At 69.9% G+C, this 17,608-nt stretch carries 17 protein-coding genes; 6 read left to right on the top strand and 11 right to left on the bottom strand.

Features of this window, described 5'->3' with window-relative positions:
• From carB to SLW55_RS14025, 9 genes are all read right to left on the bottom strand, one after another.
• Positions 1-3,243 (bottom strand): carbamoyl-phosphate synthase large subunit, encoded by a 3,243-nt coding sequence (gene carB, locus SLW55_RS14065; protein WP_017915611.1) that lies wholly within the window; start codon positions 3,241-3,243, stop codon positions 1-3.
• A 53-nt stretch (positions 3,244-3,296) separates the two neighbouring features.
• On the bottom strand, positions 3,297-3,866 hold the full coding sequence (locus SLW55_RS14060) for a hypothetical protein (protein ID WP_152180614.1): 570 nt from the start codon (positions 3,864-3,866) through the stop codon (positions 3,297-3,299).
• On the bottom strand, positions 3,863-4,990 hold the full coding sequence (gene carA, locus SLW55_RS14055) for a glutamine-hydrolyzing carbamoyl-phosphate synthase small subunit (protein WP_295942743.1): 1,128 nt from the start codon (positions 4,988-4,990) through the stop codon (positions 3,863-3,865). The genes SLW55_RS14060 and carA overlap by 4 nt, the downstream gene beginning before the upstream one ends.
• Positions 4,991-5,152: 162 nt before the next feature.
• Positions 5,153-5,869 carry a 4-hydroxy-tetrahydrodipicolinate reductase gene (gene dapB / locus SLW55_RS14050; RefSeq protein ID WP_267099495.1) on the bottom strand — a complete coding sequence of 239 codons (717 nt, stop codon included), beginning with the start codon at positions 5,867-5,869 and terminating at the stop codon, positions 5,153-5,155.
• Between the two features lie 327 nt (positions 5,870-6,196).
• Positions 6,197-6,913 carry an MOSC domain-containing protein gene (locus SLW55_RS14045; protein ID WP_153750902.1) on the bottom strand — a complete coding sequence of 239 codons (717 nt, stop codon included), beginning with the start codon at positions 6,911-6,913 and terminating at the stop codon, positions 6,197-6,199.
• Positions 6,914-6,933: 20 nt separating this feature from the next.
• Positions 6,934-8,142 carry a PLP-dependent aminotransferase family protein gene (locus tag SLW55_RS14040; RefSeq protein WP_152245425.1) on the bottom strand — a complete coding sequence of 403 codons (1,209 nt, stop codon included), beginning with the start codon at positions 8,140-8,142 and terminating at the stop codon, positions 6,934-6,936.
• A gap of 74 nt (positions 8,143-8,216) precedes the next feature.
• Positions 8,217-8,471: a DUF6587 family protein gene (locus tag SLW55_RS14035; RefSeq protein ID WP_148828380.1), complete on the bottom strand. Its 255-nt coding sequence runs from the start codon at positions 8,469-8,471 to the stop codon at positions 8,217-8,219.
• Position 8,472: 1 nt separating this feature from the next.
• On the bottom strand, positions 8,473-10,332 hold the full coding sequence (feoB, locus tag SLW55_RS14030) for a ferrous iron transport protein B (RefSeq protein WP_320745312.1): 1,860 nt from the start codon (positions 10,330-10,332) through the stop codon (positions 8,473-8,475).
• Positions 10,329-10,580 carry a FeoA family protein gene (locus SLW55_RS14025; RefSeq protein WP_026144392.1) on the bottom strand — a complete coding sequence of 84 codons (252 nt, stop codon included), beginning with the start codon at positions 10,578-10,580 and terminating at the stop codon, positions 10,329-10,331. Before SLW55_RS14025 ends, feoB begins: the two co-directional genes overlap by 4 nt.
• A gap of 124 nt (positions 10,581-10,704) precedes the next feature.
• On the opposite strand from SLW55_RS14025, the gene SLW55_RS14020 reads away from it, so the two are divergent.
• From SLW55_RS14020 to SLW55_RS13995, 6 genes are all read left to right on the top strand, one after another.
• Positions 10,705-11,493: an enoyl-CoA hydratase-related protein gene (locus SLW55_RS14020; RefSeq protein ID WP_152237815.1), complete on the top strand. Its 789-nt coding sequence runs from the start codon at positions 10,705-10,707 to the stop codon at positions 11,491-11,493.
• Positions 11,490-11,894 (top strand): VOC family protein, encoded by a 405-nt coding sequence (locus tag SLW55_RS14015; protein WP_152237814.1) that lies wholly within the window; start codon positions 11,490-11,492, stop codon positions 11,892-11,894. The genes SLW55_RS14020 and SLW55_RS14015 overlap by 4 nt, the downstream gene beginning before the upstream one ends.
• Before the next feature lie 142 nt (positions 11,895-12,036).
• The gene (locus SLW55_RS14010) at positions 12,037-12,933 is read left to right on the top strand and encodes a hydroxymethylglutaryl-CoA lyase (protein ID WP_320745311.1); all 897 of its coding nucleotides are present in this window, start codon (positions 12,037-12,039) and stop codon (positions 12,931-12,933) included.
• A 112-nt stretch (positions 12,934-13,045) separates the two neighbouring features.
• Positions 13,046-13,816: an SDR family oxidoreductase gene (locus SLW55_RS14005; RefSeq protein WP_267120929.1), complete on the top strand. Its 771-nt coding sequence runs from the start codon at positions 13,046-13,048 to the stop codon at positions 13,814-13,816.
• A 116-nt stretch (positions 13,817-13,932) separates the two neighbouring features.
• Positions 13,933-14,499, top strand: a complete 567-nt coding sequence (gene yeiP, locus SLW55_RS14000; protein WP_017912214.1) for an elongation factor P-like protein YeiP — start codon at positions 13,933-13,935, stop codon at positions 14,497-14,499.
• Positions 14,500-14,503: 4 nt separating this feature from the next.
• Positions 14,504-14,935: a hypothetical protein gene (locus SLW55_RS13995; RefSeq protein WP_267081471.1), complete on the top strand. Its 432-nt coding sequence runs from the start codon at positions 14,504-14,506 to the stop codon at positions 14,933-14,935.
• A gap of 318 nt (positions 14,936-15,253) precedes the next feature.
• Here the strand turns inward: SLW55_RS13995 and SLW55_RS13990 are convergent, their stop codons facing one another.
• Together SLW55_RS13990 and SLW55_RS13985 are read right to left on the bottom strand one after the other, a co-directional pair.
• Positions 15,254-17,176: a DUF4105 domain-containing protein gene (locus tag SLW55_RS13990; protein ID WP_320745310.1), complete on the bottom strand. Its 1,923-nt coding sequence runs from the start codon at positions 17,174-17,176 to the stop codon at positions 15,254-15,256.
• Positions 17,173-17,490, bottom strand: a complete 318-nt coding sequence (locus tag SLW55_RS13985; protein ID WP_010341821.1) for a DUF2388 domain-containing protein — start codon at positions 17,488-17,490, stop codon at positions 17,173-17,175. The genes SLW55_RS13990 and SLW55_RS13985 overlap by 4 nt, the downstream gene beginning before the upstream one ends.
• Between the last annotated feature and the right edge of the window lie 118 nt (positions 17,491-17,608).

Here is a 17,608-nt window from a genome sequence, read left to right as displayed (position 1 = left end):
TCACGCTTCCAGCTCCTTGTGCAGTTCCTGCAGCGCCCAGACCGGACCGGTGCCGCGGAATTCCAGTGAATGCACCAGCGCACGCGCGCCGGCGACCGTGGTCGAATAGGTGACGCGATGCTGCAGGGCTTCGCGGCGGATCGAGAACGAGTCGGAGATCGCCGCCCGGCCCTCGGTGGTGTTGACGATATACACGATTTCGCCGTTCTTGATCAGATCGACGATGTGCGGGCGGCCCTCGGCGACCTTGTTCACCTGCTCGCACTGCAGGCCGTGCTGCTGCAGCCAGGCGCAGGTGCCGCGGGTGGCGACCAGGGTGTAGCCGCGCTCGACCAGCGCCTGCGCCACCGGCAGCACGCGCTGCTTGTCCGGATCGCGCACCGACACGAAGGCCTTGCCCAGCGGCGGCGCCTTGATGCCGCCGGCTTCCTGCGCACGCGCGAACGCCGCGCCGAAGCTGCGGCCCACGCCCATCACCTCACCGGTGGAACGCATCTCCGGGCCGAGGATCGGATCGACGCCCTGGAACTTGGCGAACGGGAAGATCGCCTCCTTCACCGAGTAGTAGTCGGGCACGATTTCCTTCAGCGCGCCCTGCTCGGCCAGGGTCTTGCCGGCCATGCAGCGCGCGGCGATCTTGGCCAGCGGCACGCCGATCGCCTTGGACACGAACGGCACGGTACGCGAGGCGCGCGGATTCACTTCCAGCAGGTAGACGATGTCGTCGCCGGCATCGTTGACCTGCACCGCGAACTGGGTGTTCATCAGCCCGACCACGTTCAGCGCCTTGGCCAGTTCGACCACCTGGCGGCGCAGCTCGGTCTGGGTGGCCGGCGACAGCGAGTACGGCGGCAGCGAGCAGGACGAATCGCCCGAATGCACGCCGGCCTCCTCGATGTGCTCCATCACGCCGCCGATCAGCACCTGGCCGCTATGGTCGGCGATGATGTCCACGTCCACTTCCACCGCGTTGTCGAGGAAGCGATCCAGCAGCACCGGCGAATCGTTGGAGACCTTGACCGCATCGCGCACGTAGCGGGCCAGGTCGGATTCGCCATAGACGATTTCCATCGCGCGGCCGCCGAGCACGTAGCTCGGGCGCACCACCAGCGGATAGCCGATCTCGCGCGCCAGCACCAGCGCCTCGTCGGCGTTGCGGGCGATACGGTTCGGCGGCTGCTTCAGGCCCAGCTTGTCGACCAGCTGCTGGAAGCGCTCGCGGTCCTCGGCCAGGTCGATCGAGTCCGGCGAGGTGCCGATCACCGGCACGCCGTTGGCTTCCAGCGCGCGCGCCAGCTTCAGCGGGGTCTGCCCGCCGTACTGCACGATCACGCCCTTGGGCTGCTCCAGCTCGACGATCTCCAGCACGTCTTCCAGGGTCAGCGGCTCGAAGTACAGGCGATCGGAGGTGTCGTAGTCGGTGGACACGGTCTCCGGATTGCAGTTGACCATGATGGTCTCGTAGCCGTCCTCGCGCAGCGCCAGCGCCGCGTGGACGCAGCAGTAGTCGAACTCGATGCCCTGGCCGATGCGGTTGGGGCCGCCGCCGAGGATCATGATCTTGTCGCGATTGCTGGGCGCGGCCTCGCACTCGTCCTCGTAGGTCGAGTACAGGTAGGCGGTGCTGGTGGCGAATTCCGCCGCGCACGAGTCCACCCGCTTGTATACCGGGCGCACCTTGTGCGCGCGGCGCAGCGCGCGCACCGCGGCCTCGTTGGTGCCGCACAGCTCGGCCAGACGCGCATCGGAGAAGCCGGCGCGCTTGAGCGTGCGCAGGCGCTTGGCGTCCAGCGCGCCGAGGCCGTCGGCGGCCAGTTGCGCTTCCTGCGCGATCAGGTCTTCCATCTGGTCCAGGAACCAGGGATCGATGAAGGACAGCGCGTGCACCTGCTCCACGCTCATGCCGGCGCGGAAGGCGTCGGCGACGTAGAACAAGCGCTCCGGACCGGGCGCCTTCAGCTCGCGCTTGAGCGTGGCCAGGTCGTCCTCGCTGCTCAGGTCCAGCCCGGTCGGGTCCAGCCCGATCTTGCCGGTCTCCAGGCCGCGCAGCGCCTTCTGCAGCGACTCGGAGAAGGTACGGCCCATCGCCATCACCTCGCCCACCGACTTCATCTGCGTGGTCAGGCGCGCGTCGGCCTGCGGGAACTTCTCGAAGGCGAAGCGCGGAATCTTGGTGACCACGTAGTCGATCGACGGCTCGAACGAGGCCGGGGTCAGCCCGCCGGTGATCTCGTTCTTCAGTTCGTCCAGGGTGTAGCCCACCGCCAGCTTGGCCGCGACCTTGGCGATCGGGAAGCCGGTGGCCTTGGAGGCCAGCGCCGAGGAGCGCGACACGCGCGGGTTCATCTCGATCACCACCACGCGGCCGGTCTGCGCGTTGATGCCGAACTGCACGTTGGAACCGCCGGTGTCCACGCCGATCTTGCGCAGCACCGCGATCGAGGCGTCGCGCAGGCGCTGGTATTCCTTGTCGGTCAGGGTCTGCGCCGGGGCCACGGTGATCGAGTCGCCGGTGTGCACGCCCATCGGATCCAGGTTCTCGATCGAGCAGACGATGATGCAGTTGTCCGCGGTGTCGCGGACCACTTCCATCTCGAACTCCTTCCAGCCCAGCACCGACTCCTCGACCAGCACTTCGCTGGTCGGCGACAGTTCCAGGCCGCGGCCGACGATCTCGATCAGTTCCTCGCGGTTGTAGGCGATGCCGCCGCCGCTGCCGCCGAGGGTGAAGCTGGGGCGGATGATGGTCGGGTAGCCGACCGTGGCCTGGATCTCCAGCGCCTCTTCCAGGGTGTGCGCCACTGCCGCCTTCGGGCATTCCAGGCCGATCTCGCCCATCGCCACGCGGAACAGCTCGCGGTCCTCGGCCATGCGGATGGCCTCGCGCTTGGCGCCGATCAGCTCGACGCCGTACTTCTCGAGCACGCCGTGGTCGGCCAGGTCCAGCGCGCAGTTCAGCGCGGTCTGTCCACCCATCGTCGGCAGCAGCGCGTCGGGCTTTTCCTTGGCGATGATCTTCTCGACCGTCTGCCAGTTGATCGGCTCGATGTACACGGCGTCGGCCATGTTCGGGTCGGTCATGATCGTGGCCGGGTTGCTGTTGACCAGCACCACGCGGTAGCCCTCGTCGCGCAGCGCCTTGCACGCCTGCGCGCCGGAGTAGTCGAACTCGCAGGCCTGGCCGATGACGATCGGGCCGGCGCCGATGATGAGGATGGTTTGGAGGTCGGTGCGCTTGGGCATTTCTTTCTCGAAGTCTGGACTGGCGGCGTTTGGATCGGCGCGTCTAAAGTCGTTCAGGAAAAATCTTTGTCGGACAATGCGCATCGCTGGAAGAGTTCGTCTCCGAGCGAGGCCTGCTGTGCTTGCGTCATCTCAGGCGGTGAAAGCGGCGGCGCTGCGCTAAACACCATACCGGCCGGCGACGCCATGAACTCAAGCGTCTGCGCGGCTTGATCAGGCGTCATCCCAAGCAGCAACCCGGATCGATCCGGCCGTGGCCGCCCGAGGAACGTCGCCGAGGCATTAGCGGCCACGTACTGAATGTAGCGCTGCCCCGCCGCCGTCTTCGAGAAGGCGATCCAGCTCTCGGCTTGGGCGCTATTGCCAAAGATGGTCTTCAGCCGTGCCTGGGTATTCGTGTTCAGTATTTCTTCCAACAGCCCTGCAACGCAGGCTCGCTTCTCAGATGCGAGCTTCTGGAACATCGGCTGCGCTCCGACCGAATCCACGGCATAGGTGGCAATTGCTTGCCGTAGTCCGAGCAGATCAATGAGTTGCGCGGCCTGTTGCTCCGACACTTCGGAAGCACCCGCGCCGCCACTGAATGCGAGAGCGCCTAACAACGCCAGTTTGCGCAAGCTCATGCGCCTGCGGCCGCCATCAGCGCGGTGAAACGATCGAACAGCGGCGCCACGTCGCGCGGGCCCGGCGAGGCTTCCGGATGCCCCTGGAAGCTGAAGGCCGGCGCGTCGGTGAGCGCAATGCCCTGGTTGCTGCCATCGAACAGCGAGCGATGGGTGACGCGCACGTTGGCCGGCAAGGTCGCCTCGTCCACCGCGAAACCATGGTTCTGCGAGGTGATCATCACCCGGCCGCTGTCCAGATCCTGCACCGGATGGTTGGCGCCGTGGTGGCCGTGGCCCATCTTCAGGGTCTGCGCGCCGGCGGCCAGCGCCAGCAGCTGGTGGCCCAGGCAGATGCCGAAGGTCGGGATCTTGCGCGCCAGCAGTTCCTTGATCGCGGCGATCGCGTAGTCGCACGGCGCCGGGTCGCCGGGGCCGTTGGACAGGAACACGCCGTGCGGGTTCATCGCCAGCACCTCGGCGACCGGCGTCTGCGCCGGCACCACGGTCACCTCGCAGCCGCGCTCGGCGAGCATGCGCAGGATGTTGTGCTTGACCCCGTAGTCGTAGGCGACGACCTTGAACTTGGGCTCGGCCGTGACGAAGGCGTTGCTGTCCAGGTCGAGCTGGCCGTCGCGCCAGGGATAGGACTTGTCGGTGGAGACCACCTTGGCCAGATCCATGCCCTTCAACCCCGGGAACTTGCGCGCCGCGTCCAGCGCGGTGTCCACGTTCACCTCGCCGGCCATCAGCGCGCCGTTCTGCGAGCCCTTCTCGCGCAGGATGCGGGTCAGCTTGCGGGTGTCGATGCCGGCGATGGCGACCACGCCGCGCTGGATCAGCCAGTCCGGCAGCGCCACCTGGTTGCGCCAGTTGCTGGGGCGGCGCGGCACGTCGCGCACGATCAGGCCGGCCGACCAGACCTGGGCGGCCTCGTCGTCCTGGTCGGTGCAGCCGGTGTTGCCGATATGCGGATACGTCAGCGTGACCAGTTGGCGGGCGTAGGAGGGATCGGTGAGGATCTCCTGGTAGCCGGTCATGGCGGTGTTGAACACCACTTCGCCGACGGACAGGCCGGCAGCGCCTACGGATTCGCCCTCGAACACGGTGCCGTCTTCAAGGACAAGGATTGCGGGTTGAGTCACGGGGTTCGCCTTGGGGAGAGAGGAACCCTGCCCCACCAACTTGCAGGCTGCAAGAAACCGCGAACTCGGCGCTTCTCCGGGTCCGTGGCGATGGGTAACAGGCGAGCGAGAATTGTACCGGCGCGGGGCGGTCCGCGCCAGCCGTTTATGTGAAAACCGCGTTCAGCCGAGCAGGTCGCGCAGCCGATAGGCCCCGGGCGCACGCCCCGGCAGGCGCGCGGCGGCATGCAACGCGCCGCGAGCGAAGATGTCGCGGTTGCTGGCGCGGTGCACCAGTTCGACCCGCTCGCCGAGTCCGGCGAACTGAACCAGATGTTCGCCGACGATGTCGCCGGCACGCAGGCTGGCGTAGCGCGGGGTCGCGCCGCCGTGCGCGGCCGCGTCGCCGAGGGTGAGCGCGGTGCCGGAGGGCGCGTCCTGCTTGTGCACGTGGTGGGATTCGACGATGTCGCAGTCCCAGCCCGGCAGCGCCGCGGCGGCGCGCTCGACCAGATCGTGCAGCACCGCCACGCCCAGGCTGAAGTTCGAGGCCCAGATCAGCGGAATGCGTTCGGCCGCAGCGGCCAGCGCCTGCCGCTGCGCGTCCTCCAGCCCGGTGGTACCGGACGCCAGCGCCGCACCGCGTGCGGTGCACAGGGCCAGCACCGGGTCGAAGCCCTGCGGCAGGCTGAAATCGATCGCCACGTCGAAGGCCGGCACGCCGCCCAGTTCGGCTGCGGCGAAGTACGGCACGCCGTCGATCACCCGCTGCGCCGGCGCGCGCCGCACCACCGCGGCCACCACTTGCAGCGCCGGGTCCTGCGCGGCCAGCCGCAACAACGCCTGGCCCATCCGGCCCGACGCACCATGGATCAACACACGCAGCGGAGAAGTCGTCATCGGCACAAGGCTAGCGGTTTGCGCGCGGGTGCGACAGAGGGCGCGCGCGCCCGAGACGCAAGCGTCCCACGCGCCACCTCGGACGTGGCGATGCTTCCCTCGTCGGGGCTGCCGCCCCTCCCACAGGGGCGTGGCGGCACTGGAAGCGACAAAAAAGCCGCCGGGCGAGGCACCCGGCACCTGCCAAGAGACATCGCAGCCGATCGGACACCCCCTGTGGGAGGGACTTCAGCCCCGACGCGTTGCACCCACCCAATCGGGCATGCACCTGTCGACGCCACCACTCCCGCCAAGAGGGGAGCACGCTCGCCGGATCGATCAACCGCCCTACTCGGCCGCCGCCTGCCCCAACAAGCGCTTGTCCCAGTCCTCCACCGCACGCTGCGCCAGGCGCCGCTCGAACAGGGTGCGCCAGTTCGGCACCAGCGGCAGCGCCAGCACCTCCTGCAGTTGCGCCGGGTCGATCTCGCGGCGGTACAGCAGGCCGACCAGCCGCGCCAGCGGCCACTGCGGATACGGACGCTCCAGCAGCACCAGACTGTCACCGGCGGCGACCTCGCCGGGCTGCAGCACACGGTAGTACCAGCCGGTGCGGCCGCTGTCCTGCACGCGCCGCGCCAGCGCGGCCACGCCGAAGCGGTCGGACAGCTTCCAGCACGGCTGCCGCGACTGCGACACCTCGACCAGGGACGTGCCCAGGCGCAGGCGATCGCCCAGGCACAGGTCGGCTTCGGTCACCCCGCTACTGCTGAGGTTTTCGCCGAACGCACCGGGCGCGTCCAGCAAGGCATGTGCGCCGAGTTCCTCGCGCCAGGCCGGGTAATGGTCGCGGGGGTAATGGTGCAAGGCCTTGTCGGGGCCGCCATGCACGCGGCGGTCGCCCTGCTCGTCCAACTCCAGCCCCTCCGGGCCGATGCGCAGGCGTCCGTCCTGGGGCCGCTTGTCGATCGCGCTGCGGCTGCCCGGGCGGGTGAACGCCTGCGCGCGGCCGACCAGGACCGCGTCGATGGTCCAGGACGCGACGGCGGCATCGGACGACGTCATCGACGGAGGCGACGCCGGACTCAGGCCGTCGCCCGCCGGTGCGCAGCGACCTCGTCCTGCAGCAGCGCACCGAGGATGCGCACGCCGGTCTCGATGCGTTCGGCCGGCACGGTCACGAACGACAGCCGCAAGGTATTGCGCTGCGGCGCGACCGCGAAGAACGGCGCGCCCGGCACGAAGGCCACGTTGCGCTCGATCGCCTTGCTCAGCAGCGCGCCGCCGTCCATGCCCTCCGGCAGTTCGACCCAGATGAACATGCCGCCGGCCGGGCGGTTCCAGCGCACCTGCGCCGGGAAGTACTTGGCCAGGGCCGCCAGCATCTGCTCGCAACGGCTGGCGTACAGCGCACGGATGCCGGGAATATGCGCATCCAGGAACCCGTCCTGCACCGCCTCGTAGACGATGCGCTGGCTGAACGAGGGCGTGTGCAGATCCGCCGCCTGCTTGGCCTGCACCAGCTTGGCGTGCACGGCCTCCGGCGCGACCACATAGCCCAGGCGCAGGCCCGGCGCGAACACCTTGGAGAACGAGCCCATGTAGATGGCGCCGTCCGGGTTCATCGACAGCAGGCTCGGCAGCGTATCGCCGCTGTAGCACAGCTCGCCATAGGGATCGTCCTCGACGATGGGCACGCCGGCTGCGGCCGCACGCGCGACCAATGCCTGGCGGCGGTGCAGCGGCAGGCGCCGCCCGGTCGGATTCTGGAAGTTCGGCAGCACGTACATGAAGCGCGCGCCGGCCAACTGCGCATCGTCCAGCGCGTCCACCACCACGCCGTCGTCGTCCGACTGCATCGCCGCGAACGCCGGCTGGAACAGCGAGAACGCCTGCAGCGCGCCAAGATAGCTGGGCGTTTCCACCAGCACCTTGCTGCCTTCGTCGATGAACACCTTGCCGAGCAGGTCCAGGCCCTGCTGCGAACCGGTGGTGATCAGCACCTGGCTGGGACGGATGTGGGCGCCGTCGCGGCTCAGCCGCGCCGCCACCCATTCGCGTAGCAACAGATAGCCTTCGGTCGGGCCGTACTGCAGCGCCGCCTGTGGCGCGTCGCGCAGCACCTTGTCGCAGGCCTCGCGCATGCGCTCGACCGGGAACGTGTCCGGCGACGGCAGGCCGCCGGCGAAGGAGATCACTTCAGGCCGTTCGGTGACCTTGAGGATTTCGCGGATCGCCGAACTGGTCAGCGCCTGCGCACGGCGGGAGAACTGGAATGGGCTGGTCATCGGCATAGGATAGTCGCCGCCATCGCGACGCGCATGTGCGGCGCACAAGCGATGCGCCGGCCAGCAACGGGCGACGCGACTCAGTGCCGCCGCGGCGGCGTCGGCCCGCAGCTGTCGCAGCCGCCACAGGCGCCCGCACCGGCGCTGGCCGGCGGTGCGATGCGCCGCCCCAGCGCCTGCAGCCAGGCCGCCCGGCCGGGCTTGAGCAGGCGTAGTGCGAGCGCGCCGCGCAGCTTGCGCGCGGTGCCCGGGAACTGCTTCTTCAACACCACCCAGGCGCTGACCAGTACCGCCAGCGCGATCACCAGGTACTGCAGCAGCAGCGAGGCGCTCATCTCAGCCGGCTCCCAGCGCCACCGCAACCTGGTAGGTGACCAGCGAGGCCAGATACGCCAGCGCGAACAGGTAGAACGCGGCGAAGCTCATCTGCTTCCACGAATTGGTCTCGCGCTTGATCGTGGCCAGGGTGGAAATGCACATCGGCGCGTAGATGTACCAGACCAGCAGCGACAGCGCGGTGGCCAGCGACCAGCCGTCGTGGATCAGCGGCGACAGCGCCTGCGCGGCGGCATCGTCGTCGGCCGCCGACAGCGCGTAGACCGTCGCCAGCGAGGACACCGCCACCTCGCGCGCGGCCAGCCCGGGGATCAGCGCGATGCATATCTGCCAGTTGAAGCCCAGCGGCGAGAACACGGTGGTCATGGCGTGGCCGATGCGGCCGGCGAAGCTGTAGTCGATCGCCGGCAGGGTGGCGTCGGCCGGCGGCGCCGGGAACGACAGCAGGAACCACAGCAGGATGGTCAGCGCCAGGATGATGCCGCCGACGCGCTTGAGGAAGATCGCCGCGCGCTCCCACAGGCCCAGCGCCAGGTCGCGCAGGTGCGGCACGCGATAGGACGGCAACTCCAGCAGCAGCGGATGCTCGCCCTTGTCGCGGCGCCACTTCTTCATCGTCCACGACACCACCAGCGCACTGGCGATGGCGGCGAAGTACAGGCCGAACAGCACCAGCCCCTGCTGGTTGAACACGCCCCACACCTGCCGCTGCGGGATGAACGCGCCGATCAGCAGCGCGTACACCGGCAGGCGCGCCGAACAGGTCATCAGCGGCGCCACCAGGATGGTCGCCAGGCGATCGCGCGGATCCTGGATGCTGCGGGTGGACATGATCCCGGGCACGGCGCAAGCGAAACTGGACAGCAGCGGGATGAACGAGCGCCCGGACAGGCCGGCGGCGGCCATCATGCGGTCGAGCAGGAAGGCCGCACGCGGCAGGTAGCCGGATTCCTCCAGCGCCAGGATGAAGGCGAACAGGATCAGGATCTGCGGCAGGAACACCACCACCCCGCCGAGGCCGGCGATGATGCCGTCCACCAGCAGGCTGTTCAGCGGCCCCTCCGGCAGGGTTCCGCCGATCCAGGCGCCCAACGCCTTGGTGCCGCCATCGATCAGGTCCATCAGCGGCGCCGCCCAGGCGTACACCGCCTGGAAGATCAGGAACATCACCACCGCCAGGGTCAGCAGGCCGGCCACCGGATGCAGCAGCCAACGGTCCAGCGCATCGTCCACCCGCGAGGTGCGGGTCGGCATCGACACCGCCGCCGCCAGGATCGCGCGCACCTGCTGGTGGTAGTCGCCCTGCCCTTCGCTCGGCGCCACCGCGGGCGGCAGTGCCGGCGCCAGCGCGTCCAGCCGCTCGACCAGGGCGCGGGCGCCGTTGCGGCGCACCGCCACGGTCTCGATCACCGGCACGCCCAGCGCCTGTTCCAGCGCCTGGCTGTCGATCTGGATACCGCGGCGCTGCGCCGCGTCGACCATGTTCAAGGCCACCAGCATCGGCTTGCCCAGCTCGCGCAGTTCCAGCGCGAAGCGCAGGTGCAGGCGCAGGTTGGTGGCGTCGACCACGCAGACCAGCACGTCCGGCGCCGGTTCGCCCGGGTAGAAGCCGCGGCACAGGTCGCGGGTGATCGCCTCGTCCAGGCTGGCCGGCTGCAGGCTGTAGGCGCCGGGCAGATCCAGCACCGCGAACTCGCGCCCAGACGGCGCGCGGAAGCGGCCCTCCTTGCGCTCGACGGTGACGCCGGCGTAGTTGGCGACCTTCTGCTTGCTGCCGGTCAACTGGTTGAACAGCGCGGTCTTGCCGCAGTTCGGGTTGCCGACCAGGGCCAGGCGCAGCGGCGCGGCCACCGCGCTCACGAGCGCACCTCGTCCAGCGCGCTGACCTGCACCCGTGCCGCCTCGCTGCGCCGCAGCGCGAAGCGCGTATACCCCACCTGCACCAGCAGCGGTTCGCCACCGATCGGCCCGCTGGCCAGCACCTGCACCTGTTCGCCGGCGACGAAGCCCAGCTCGCGCAGACGCCGGGCGATGGCGTCGTTGGCCTGGCGGTCGTGCACGGATTCCACGAGGGCGCTGCTGCGCAACGGCATGTCGGACAACGTCACAGCACGTTCCGTCGATAAGAATGGTTATCAATTGTAGCATCGCCGCGGCGCGTCATGGCGGGACCGGCACGGCCGGCTATGATCGCCGTATGGCTGCCGTTTTCCCTTTGTACGAGCGTGTTCGATGAGCGATGCCCTGTTGTTGCAACGATCCGGCAAGGTCCTGACCCTGCAGTTGAACCGACCCGAGGTCCGCAACGCCTTCGACGCCGCGCTGATCGTCCAGCTCAGCGACGCCCTGCTGCAGATCGGCGCCGATCCGCAGGTGCAGGTACTGGTGCTGGCCGGTGCCGGCGCGGCGTTCTCGGCCGGTGCCGACCTGCAGTGGATGCGCTCGATGGCCGGCGCCGGCGAACAGGAGAACCTGGACGATGCGCTGGCCCTGGCGCGGCTGATGCGTCTGCTGGACGAACTGCCCAAGCCCACGGTGGCGCGGGTGCAAGGCGCGGCGTTCGGTGGCGCGGTGGGCCTGGTCGCCTGTTGCGACATCGCCGTGGCCGCCACCGATGCGCGCTTCGCGCTCAGCGAAAGCCGGCTGGGCCTGCTGCCGGCGGTGATCTCGCCGTACGTGATCGCGGCGATCGGCGCGCGCCAGGCGCGGCGTTGGTTCGCCAGCGCGGAAACCTTCGACGCCGCCACCGCGGCGCAGATCGGCCTGGTCCACCAGGCGGTGGCGCCGGAGGCGCTGGACGCGGCGGTGCAACGCCAGGTCGCCCTGCTCGGCCAGGCCGGGCCGCTGGCCGCCGCCGGCGCCAAGGCCCTGGTGCGGCGGGTCGCCGCCGGCGGCGAGCGCGATGCGCTGGACCAGGCCAACGCCGCCCTGATCGCGCAATTGCGGGTCTCGGCCGAAGGCCAGGAAGGACTGAATGCGTTCCTGGAGAAACGCGAACCGGCCTGGAGGGCTAGTCCATGAACCCGATCGACCATCTCGGCCTGCGCTGCAGCGACCTCGACCGCAGCCTGACCTTCTACCGCGCCGCCCTGGCCGCGCTGGAGCTGGACGTGGTGATGCAGGTGAGCGCCGAGGAAAGCGGCGGCCAGCGCCACGTCGGTTTCGGGCGCGACGGCAAGCCCAGCTTCTGGATCGCCGACGGCGGCCGCGACGCCGGCGACAATGGCGTGCACGTGGCCTTCGTCGCCGCCAGCCGCGCGCAGGTGGACGCGTTCCATCGCGCCGGCCTGGCCGCCGGCGGCCGCGACCACGGCGCACCGGGCCTGCGCCCGCACTACCACCCCGACTACTACGGCGCGTTCCTGCTAGATCCGGACGGCCACAACATCGAAGCGGTCTGCCACCGTCCGGCGTCGGCCTGATCCGCGCCGCCGCGTCGTTCCCGCGGACGGCGCTGGACGTGCCGCCGGTGTTTCACCGCCTCCCTCTCTCAGGAATTCCGATGATCCTCGTTGCTTCCCGTCTCATGCGCAGTACCCGGCCAACGGCGCAGGAGTCTCGCCGATGAGAGACAGCGTCCGCATCGTCGAAGTCGGCCCGCGCGACGGCCTGCAGAACGAGAAGGCCTGGGTCGCCACGGAAGACAAGATCGAGCTGATCGCGCGACTGGGGCGCACCGGCCTGCGCAGCATCGAGGCGACCAGCTTCGTCAGCCCGAAATGGGTCCCGCAGCTGGCCGACGCGGCCGAGGTCTACGCCGGCATCGCGCAGGTGCCGGGCGTGGACTATCCGGTGCTGGTGCCGAACCTGCAGGGCTACGAACGCGCGGCCGCGGTCGGCGTGCGCGAGGTGGCCGTGTTCACCGCCGCCTCGGAGACCTTCAACCGCACCAATACCAATGCCGGCATCGACGAATCGCTGGCGCGCTTCGCGCCGGTGCTGGAGCGCGCGGCCGCGGACGGAGTCAAGGTCCGCGGCTACGTGTCCACGGTGCTCGGCTGTCCCTATCAGGGCGACGTCCCCCTGGCCGACGTGGTGCGGGTGGCGCAGCGGCTGCATGCGATGGGCTGCTACGAAATCTCGCTGGGCGACACCATCGGCGTGGGCACGCCGGGCAAGGCGCGGGCGATGCTGCGCGCGGTCGCCGCCGTGGTGCCGATGGACGCATTGGCGGTGCACTTCCACGACACCTACGGCCAGGCCCTGGCCAACATCGCCGCCTGCCTGGAAGAAGGCGTGCGCGTGGTCGATGCCGCCGTGTCCGGCGCGGGCGGCTGCCCCTACGCCAAGGGCGCCAGCGGCAACGTGGCCAGCGAGGACGTGGTCTACCTGCTGCACGGCAATGGCGTGGAGACCGGCATCGACCTGCCCGCGCTGGCCGCGACCGGCCGCTGGCTGGCGCAGAAACTGGGCCGTCCTACCGGCAGCAAGGTCGGCCAGGCGCTGGCCGCCGAGGGCTGAGCCGCGGTAGTTCCTTACCCGGCGACGGACCTGCGCGCCGCGGCCCATCGCCGATCTCGCCGCGATGGGGCGGCAGCCTCTAAACTGGGCGTTTTCCTGGGAGGGAACATCCATGCAGCTTGCCGATCTCAAAGCGGTGGTCACCGGCGGCGTGTCCGGCCTCGGCCTGGCGGTGGCGCAACGCATCGTCGCCGAAGGCGGCAAGGTCGCGCTGTTCGATCTGAACGACGACAAGGGCGCGGCCGCCATCGCCACCCTGGGCGCGGACCGTGCCTGCTACCTGCGCACCGACGTCAGCGACGAAGCCCAGGTGGCCGCGCAGCTCGGCGCAGCGCAAGGCTTCCTCGGCGGCCTCAATGCCGCGATCAACTGCGCCGGCATCCTCGGCGCCGGCCGCGTACTGGGCAAGGAGGCGCCGATGCCGCTGGCCACCTTCCAGGGTACGGTGATGGTCAACCTGGTCGGCAGCTTCAACGTCGCCAAGGCCGCCGCCGACCTGATGCAGCACAACGCCCCGGGCGAGGACGGCGAGCGCGGCGTCATCGTCAACACCGCCAGCGTCGCCGCCTACGAGGGCCAGATCGGCCAGGCCGCCTACGCCGCGTCCAAGGGCGGCGTGGTGGCGATGACCCTGCCGATGGCGCGCGAACTGGCGCGCTTCGGCATCCGCGTCAACACCATCGCGCCGGGCATCTTCTGGACCCCGATGGTCGACGGCATGCCCGAGGCCGTGCAGCAGTCGCTCGCCGCGGCGATCCCGTATCCTTCGCGTCTCGGCCGCCCGGACGAATTCGCCGACACGGTGATGTTCCTGCTGCGCAACCGCTACCTCAATGGCGAAACCATCCGCCTCGACGGCGCGGTGCGGTTGGCGCCTAAGTAGCCGGGAATGGAGAATGGGGAATGGGGAATCGCAACGGCGTTTCCCTTCCGCTGATCCTCTCCGCCTGCTTGACCCTGTTTCGATTCCCTATTCCCCATTCCCGATTCCCAGCCCTCATGAAAGCCAACGAAATCAAGAAAGGCAACGTCGTCGAGTACAACAACGGCGTGTACCAGATCCGCGACATCGAGCGCAGCTCGCCGCAGGGCCGCGGCGGCAACGTGCGCTTCCGCTTCGTGATGTACAGCGTGCCGGGCGGCAACAAGCTCGATGCCAGCTTCGACGGCGACGACGACCTGCGCGAAGTCGAGCTGATGCGCCGCCAGTCCACTTTCTCGTACAAGGACGGCGAGGCCTTCGTGTTCCTCGACGACGAGGACTACACCCCCTACACCCTGGACGCCGATGCGATCGGCACCGACGCCGGCTACATCACCGACGGGCTCAGCGGCATCTACGTGCAGGTCATCGACGACCAGCCGGTGGCGATCCAGTTGCCGCAGAGCGTGACCCTGGAAGTGATCGAGACCCCGCCTGAGCTCAAGGGCGGCACCGCCACCAAGCGCCCGAAGCCGGCCAAGCTCAACACCGGGATCGAGATCATGGTGCCGGAGTACATCGGCAACGGCGAGCGCGTGCTGGTCAACACCACCACCGGCGAGTTCGCCGGTCGCGCCGACTGAGCCCATGCGCGGGCGCCGTGTCACCCACGTCTCCCGCACAGGCAGCGCCGCGCATGCGCCGCGGCCCGCCTGCCTCGGCCTGCTGCTGGCCGTGCCGGTGCTGGCGCTCGCCGCGCCGGCGACGCCGGCCACGGCGGCCGCCCCCAAGCCCGCGTGCACGATTCCCGACGCGGTCGATCCCGAGCACCACGACGGTTTCTGCACGCTGCCCGAGCCGATCCGCGCCTTCGTCGCGCGCCAGGACACCTGCACCCATTTCGCCGGCGAAGAGTCCTACGACGCGGCGCGGCGGCGCGAACTGGAGCAGGCGATGGCCAAGTACTGCGACGGCAATGAACAGACCTGGGCGACGCTGCGCGCGCAGTACCGCCAGGATCCGCCGCGCGACGCCTGGCTGCGCCGCTACGGCGAGGATGCCGGTCTCGAGCTGCCGTGATGGCGGCTTGCGTGCGGGCAAGGTGGCGCCCTTGCGGACATGGACGTCAGCCCTGACGGCCGTCGACATCGGCCTGCTTCGCGTCTTCGCTCGTCGCGGCTGAAGCCGCCCCTACATAAATGGGTTGGAAGCTGCGCCGCGTTTCTGTGGGAGGGACTCCAGTCCCGACCCATGGAGCGATCAGCCTTCCTTCATGCGAACACGGCTGCGCCTGCGACGCACAGGTGCTGCGGACTCACGCCGCCACCGCGCCGCCGTCAACCGCACGCACGATCCAGTTCCCTTCGATCGCCTCGCATCGCAAGCCCGCACGCTGCGCTACGGCTGCCCACCACGCTGCCGCAACAGCGACGGCGAATCCAACTGCAGTCCACCGCCTTCGCGATTGAGCGTGCGCAGGCGTGCGCCCAGCGTCGCCAGGTTGGCATCGATCTGCGCCAGGTCCGCCTGCAGCGGCGCCGGCAGCAATCCGCGCAGGCGCGTCTGCAGCGCGGCGCCGTCCTCGTGCAGCGCCGCGATCCGTGCCTGTCCCTGCACCTGCAGCCAGGCACGTTCCTGCGCCTGCGGCAGGCCATAGCCCGGCTGCCCCTGCAGCAGGCTCGCCGGTTGGCTCAGTAGCCCCTGCTCGGCCAGCACAGCACGCACCGCGCTGGCGGCGTCACGGGTGTCGGCACCCGCATCGCCCCCGCCCGCACCGGCCACCGCGGTCGGCAGCGGCTTGCCCAGATAGCGCCGTTTCAATGCATCGCGCCCACGCTGTTCGGCGCGGCGGCGGGCGGCGTTCTCCAGCAGCAACAAGGCGGCACTGGCACGCAGGTCGCCACGCTCAAGCCACGGCGCGCGCTGCGCGGCCGGCAGATCCAGCCACGCGTCGGCATTGCGGGCCGGCAGTGCCAGGGAGCCGCGCGCCACCGCGAACATCTGCGCAAAATGCGCGCTCGCCGCCGGGAAGAAGTAGCCATCGCGCACCGCCGCGTCGGCGTCGTCGAACACCGACGCATCGGCGATGCCGGCGCGTACCAGGCGCCGGCGCAGGCCGGTCGGGCTGATCCCGGACAGGTGCGCGGCCGCCAACCGCGGCACGCCGTCGTGCAACAAGGCGTAGGTCTCCACCGCGCAGTTGTTGCTCAGGAAGTAATAGCGGCCGTCGTAGCTCCAGTGCAGTTGCGCGGCACGCTCCAGCAGCGCGGCGATCTCTTCGCGCGACAGCCGCAGCGGCAGCGACTGCAGGCCGCGCAACTGCACCTGGGTGTAGTCGTCCACCACCTGGCGCAGCGGCAGCACGAACAGCCGCGACGGGTAGGAGCCGGTGAGCCCGCGCAGGTTGGAAATCTGCACGTCGTCGACGAAGGCGCGGAACGACAGCACCCGGTGCTCGGCCAGGTCCAGCCGGCATGCCGGGCCCAGCGGCCGCCCCGGCGCGCAGATCACCAGGCGCAACATGCTGTGGCCCCAGTGGCTCATCGGCTGCGCGTTGCCTTCGGCCAGCAGGTAGTCCACCGCGTAGATCCGCGCCGGGTCCACCTGCAGCAAGGCGGCCGCGTCGGCCAGCGGGTCCTGCACGAACACCTGGCCGGGCGCGCATGCGCTCGCCGGCGGCGTCCATGCCAGGCGCGCGGCGAAGTAGCGGGCCAGCGCCGGCCGCCGGCAGGCGTAGTCCGGATCGAGCAGGAAGTGCTCGAGATTCACCGCCACGAACTCGGCCGGCGACTGCAATTCGTAGCGATCCGGGCTGCGCTCGGTGAACCGGTTCTGGCCGCGACGCAGGCCCAGGCGCATCGGGCTCACCTGCCAGCCGGCCAGATCCAGCAGTCGCGGATCGGACGAGAGATGCCCGGCCGTGGAGCGGTCGTAGAAATGCGCCAGCTCGTGCAGCAAGGCGGCCAGCGCCGGGCGCCGTGCCGGGTCGGCGACCGGATCGGTGTCGCGCCCTGGCGCCGCGATCCAGTCGCGTAGCAAGCGCTTGTTCAACAGCAGGCGCCTGGCCTGCGCGCGCCCGTGCACCTGCGTGGGGAGATCGTCGCGCCACTGCAGCGGCAGTCCTGCGGGTAGCGCCGCGGTCCAGGCCGGCGGCAGTCGCGCCTGCGCCGCGGCCAGCACGGCCTCGCTGGCCATGCGTTCGGCGGGGCTCAGGCCGGTGGCGTCGACAGCGAGCGGCGCGGCCGCTGCGTGCACCGCAGCGGCCAGCGCCAGCAACGCCAGCCACCGCGCGCGCAGGCGCCGTGGCCGGCGCGGGATCACAGCGCCAGGATCGCCTGCGCCAGTTCCAGGTCGCTGGCCTGTTGCGCCTGCGGGTTGCGCTCGCGCAACACGCGCAGCGCCGCTTCCAGTTGCACGCCGCGGATGCGCCCGGCGCTGGCGACGAAGCCGGCCGCGTCGTCGCGCGCCTGCAGCACCACCTTATCGTTGTTGGAACTGCTGTCCGAGGACGCCGAGCTGCCGGCCGAGCCGGCCGAGGCCGAACCGGCGGAGCTGCCGGCGAAGCTGGAGGCCTGCGCGAACGCGGGCAGGATCAGGGCGAACAGCAGGGCGCAGCGCGCGGTCACTCGGGTCATTGCAATCGTTCCAAACGGGATCGTGAAAAAGGGGACGGCCAGCGCCGCGCCGCATAGCCTAGCGGTCCGCCCCGCGCAGCGCCTGAACGGGCCGCGCGGCAGCGGTGCACGGCTGCGC

Origin of the sequence: Xanthomonas sp. LF06-19, assembly GCF_034105425.1 — a bacterium.
Classification (GTDB): domain Bacteria; phylum Pseudomonadota; class Gammaproteobacteria; order Xanthomonadales; family Xanthomonadaceae; genus Xanthomonas_A; species Xanthomonas_A sontii.
This window is presented reverse-complemented; position numbering and strand designations above follow the sequence as displayed.

What these genes read in the sequence shown, in the direction of transcription:
- SLW55_RS13995 (WP_267081471.1), top strand. Translation starts at nt 14,504, where the DNA reads ATGCGCGGGCGCCGTGTCACCCACGTCTCCCGCACAGGCAGCGCCGCG.
- yeiP (WP_017912214.1), top strand. Translation starts at nt 13,933, where the DNA reads ATGAAAGCCAACGAAATCAAGAAAGGCAACGTCGTCGAGTACAACAAC.
- dapB (WP_267099495.1), bottom strand. Translation starts at nt 5,869, where the DNA reads ATGACGACTTCTCCGCTGCGTGTGTTGATCCATGGTGCGTCGGGCCGG.
- SLW55_RS14045 (WP_153750902.1), bottom strand. Translation starts at nt 6,913, where the DNA reads ATGACGTCGTCCGATGCCGCCGTCGCGTCCTGGACCATCGACGCGGTC.
- SLW55_RS14010 (WP_320745311.1), top strand. Translation starts at nt 12,037, where the DNA reads ATGAGAGACAGCGTCCGCATCGTCGAAGTCGGCCCGCGCGACGGCCTG.
- SLW55_RS14060 (WP_152180614.1), bottom strand. Translation starts at nt 3,866, where the DNA reads ATGAGCTTGCGCAAACTGGCGTTGTTAGGCGCTCTCGCATTCAGTGGC.
- SLW55_RS14005 (WP_267120929.1), top strand. Translation starts at nt 13,046, where the DNA reads ATGCAGCTTGCCGATCTCAAAGCGGTGGTCACCGGCGGCGTGTCCGGC.
- SLW55_RS14015 (WP_152237814.1), top strand. Translation starts at nt 11,490, where the DNA reads ATGAACCCGATCGACCATCTCGGCCTGCGCTGCAGCGACCTCGACCGC.
- carB (WP_017915611.1), bottom strand. Translation starts at nt 3,243, where the DNA reads ATGCCCAAGCGCACCGACCTCCAAACCATCCTCATCATCGGCGCCGGC.
- SLW55_RS14035 (WP_148828380.1), bottom strand. Translation starts at nt 8,471, where the DNA reads ATGAGCGCCTCGCTGCTGCTGCAGTACCTGGTGATCGCGCTGGCGGTA.
- SLW55_RS14040 (WP_152245425.1), bottom strand. Translation starts at nt 8,142, where the DNA reads ATGCCGATGACCAGCCCATTCCAGTTCTCCCGCCGTGCGCAGGCGCTG.
- SLW55_RS13985 (WP_010341821.1), bottom strand. Translation starts at nt 17,490, where the DNA reads ATGACCCGAGTGACCGCGCGCTGCGCCCTGCTGTTCGCCCTGATCCTG.
- SLW55_RS14020 (WP_152237815.1), top strand. Translation starts at nt 10,705, where the DNA reads ATGAGCGATGCCCTGTTGTTGCAACGATCCGGCAAGGTCCTGACCCTG.